Annotated in this window: 4 protein-coding genes; all 4 read right to left on the reverse strand. The window is 28.5% G+C overall.

Annotated elements, in window-relative coordinates; genetic code table 11:
• On the reverse strand, window positions 1-1416 hold a 1416-nt coding region (locus BM384_RS16260; RefSeq protein WP_175537436.1), incomplete at its 3' end, for an FtsX-like permease family protein.
• A 4-nt stretch (window positions 1417-1420) separates the two neighbouring features.
• Complete coding sequence (locus BM384_RS16265; protein WP_347455096.1) at window positions 1421-1957, reverse strand: ABC transporter ATP-binding protein; 537 nt, start codon at window positions 1955-1957, stop codon at window positions 1421-1423.
• Between the two features lie 13 nt (window positions 1958-1970).
• Window positions 1971-2171 (reverse strand): ATP-binding cassette domain-containing protein, encoded by a 201-nt coding sequence (locus tag BM384_RS18720; protein WP_347455097.1) that lies wholly within the window; start codon window positions 2169-2171, stop codon window positions 1971-1973.
• 117 nt (window positions 2172-2288) lie between these two features.
• Window positions 2289-2975: a response regulator transcription factor gene (locus tag BM384_RS16270; protein WP_090015199.1), complete on the reverse strand. Its 687-nt coding sequence runs from the start codon at window positions 2973-2975 to the stop codon at window positions 2289-2291.
• Between the last annotated feature and the right edge of the window lie 391 nt (window positions 2976-3366).

Genomic DNA, 3366 nt, shown 5'->3' on the forward strand with positions numbered 1-3366 from the left:
ACTATAATAAACCAAAAGATCACATCCTGTTGGGTTAAACAATTCTTCAATAGTATCACCTGTAAGAATTTCTCCTAAAGAGTACATAGATACTGTAAAGAAAGTTAAAATACATATTATAAATACTAGTACCACACTTTGTTTTATATGAGTTACTACCTGCTTAAATCCCAACTTAACTGATAAAGGTACAAATTCCAATGATCCTAAAGAAAAATTAAGCCTGCTTGAAAAATGAATAGGTGCATTACCAAAAGAAATTGCTCTTACTGGAGAAATTCTTGTTATTTTTCTTGTAAAAAGTAATATAAAAAAACTTAAAATAATTAATATACCTATAAATACTCCAATACATTCCTTATATTTTATACCACCTACCCAGAAAAGACCTGTTCCATCTAAAATTATTTCACCAACAGAATCCTCAATAAATCCTCCTACAATTGCCCCTATTATCATACCTGCTACGGATGCTATTATATATTCAATTAAGATAATTATCCTTAATTGAATATTACTAAAACCCATAGCTTTAAATATTCCATAGGTCTTATACTCCATTTCTATTGATGAAGCTATAGACTGCGCTATTACAATCATTAAAATTATTAAAAGCAAACAGCTAAATCCTAAAAGTATAGCTGAAAGTACATCTGGCATCATAAAAGTATATTGTTTACTTTCTGCAAATACAGTACCGCTTTCCCCATACTTTTGAATAGATGTAGCTTTATTTATATCTTTAATAACCTCACCCTGACCTTTATATTCATCTTTCAACATAGTGTATAATGCTGAAATATGAGCAAATTCCTTATTATTGCTATCATATAATTTTTCAAAATCAGAAGGATTTATATATACTCTCTTTCTTCCCATAACACTTGTTCCAAAAGTTGTGTCTTCAAAAAAATCTGAAATAGTAAAAGTCCATTCCTTATCCTCTGAAGCAAAAGTCAGTTCATCACCAATAGTACAATTATATTTTTCCTTAAAGAATTTTGGTAAGTATATTTCCCCTTCTTTAGGAATATTCATTCTATCTCCATTTTCTAACTTATTACTAAATGTTTTGGGCTCATATACAAATATTAAAATACTGCTGCTAAATTCTTTACAATTAATATTAAGATCACGTTTATATCTCATTCCCTTAATATTTTCTACTTCTTCAACTTCCTGCTGTAATTTAAGCTTATTTTCAAAGGTTTTATCATAATCTTTTTCAAATATCACATTAATAATATCAGGAGCATTTTCTGCTTTACTTGCAATATCATATCTTTCATATCCTGATAAATATGCACTTAATATACTTGTAATAGTAACAGAAATTATAAACATTAATATAAATACACCTATAAAACTACCCTTTTTCTTTTTAATATTAGCGCATATTACAGACCATAATGCCATATATCTACCACCCCTTCTTTGAAAGCCATGAAAGAATTTGAGTTTTCCTTGATTTTCTTTCTGTCTCTTCATATGGTGATAAACTTAATTCGCCAACAATTCGTCCATCCTCAATATAAATAATCCTATTTGCTCTTACAGCTGCCTTAATATCATGAGTAACCATAAGAATACTTTGTCCTTTTCTATTTTCTACAGTTAAAAGATCTAAAACTTCCTGACCCGATTTTGAATTTAAAGCACCTGTTGGTTCATCAGCAAAAAGTATTGATGGTGAAGTAATTAATGCCCTTGCTATACTTGCTCTTTGCTGCTGTCCTCCTGAAACTTGTGTTGGTAGATGTTTTTTAACTTCATAAACTCCTACTGCTTTTAATAATTCATCAGTTCTTTTATTAACCTCTTTAACACTTTTACCTTTGCATAAATACCCTGATACAGCTACATTTTCAAATAAAGATAGATTAGAAACAAGACTGCTTTGTTGAAATACAAATCCAAAATCTTTTCTTCTAAGTTTAGCTATATCTTTAGCTTTCATTTTGTTAATTAACTTATACTTCTCCTGAAGTTATTTCATCCATTCCACTTAAACAATATAATAAAGTTGACTTTCCTGAACCTGAGCTTCCCATAATAACAGTAAAATCTTTTTCATTGATTTCTAATTCCATATGACTTATTACATGAGTTTGAAGCCCATCTGTTGCGTAGCTTTTACATAAATCTTTAGCTTTTAACAATACTCTTGTCATTGTTTTTTACCTCTCTTTTTCTGCTTTCAAATCCCCCACTGTTGCCATAATTCTTTGTAATAAATATTTCAGTAATAAGTACTAAGAAAAAAATTACTATAAATATTATCTTTCTTCTCATTCTTTCACCTCAAAAATATACCCTACACCCCATACTGTTTTTATAAACTGTGGTTTAGAAGAATTAATTTCTAGCTTTTCTCTAAGCCATCTTATATGAACTGCCAAACTAGAAATTTCAGCATCATTAAATATTTCCCATACTTCTGAAAATATAATCTCTTTCTTTAAGGGTACATTCTTGTGCTGAATAAAATACTTAAGTAAATCAAATTCTTTAATTGAAAGGTTAATTAATTGTCCATCTTTCTTTACTGTCCTCATATTTAAATCTGCTTCAATATCACCAAACTTAAAGGTATTTCTTTGAGCAAATCCATAAGCTCTTCTCATATTTGCATTTACTCTTGATAGTAATTCAGCTAAAGAATATGGTTTAGAAAGATAATCATCCCCTCCAATATCAAGACCTTTAACCTTATCTGTATCACTTGTTCTTGCACTTATAAAAATTATAGGTATGGTACTTTCTTTTCTTATTTCTGTACAAAAATCAAAGCCTGTACCTTCTGGAAGATTAATATCTAATATTATTAATTTAAAGTTTGTCGCTTCCATAATAGAATAAGCGTCATTAATACCTTCATCTATTTCTACTGAATAGCCATGATCTTCTAAAGTATCACTTGCAATCATTGCTAAGTCTATATCATCATCTAAAATTAGAATGTCTTTATTATTCATAACTAACTCCCCATAAAAAATATTTCTCTTTAATTATATCCTAATTTATGGTACTTAACTTTATTTTTCACTTCTTATACTCTAATATTCTGTTACTCTTTAGAACTCAAGTTGAAGTTATAAAGCCTAAAGATTTGTACAATAATTTAGCAGAGACAGTAAAAAAATTCATTCAAGATATAAGAATGAATCAATTGAATTCTGTATCCCTAATGTTATTTCAAATAATAAAGGGATGACTGATGACCAATCTAGAAATATAATGAAATTATTCTTCCCAACTTTAAAGCGTTTGAAAAAATAAGGCTCAATTATGAAATAGAGTGATAAATAAAACTAGCTATTCAAATATAGGTGGACGGCCTTTAAAATTCTTGATTTTATAAGAATG

The organism is Clostridium sp. DSM 8431 (assembly GCF_900116755.1).
Lineage (GTDB): Bacteria > Bacillota > Clostridia > Clostridiales > Clostridiaceae > Clostridium.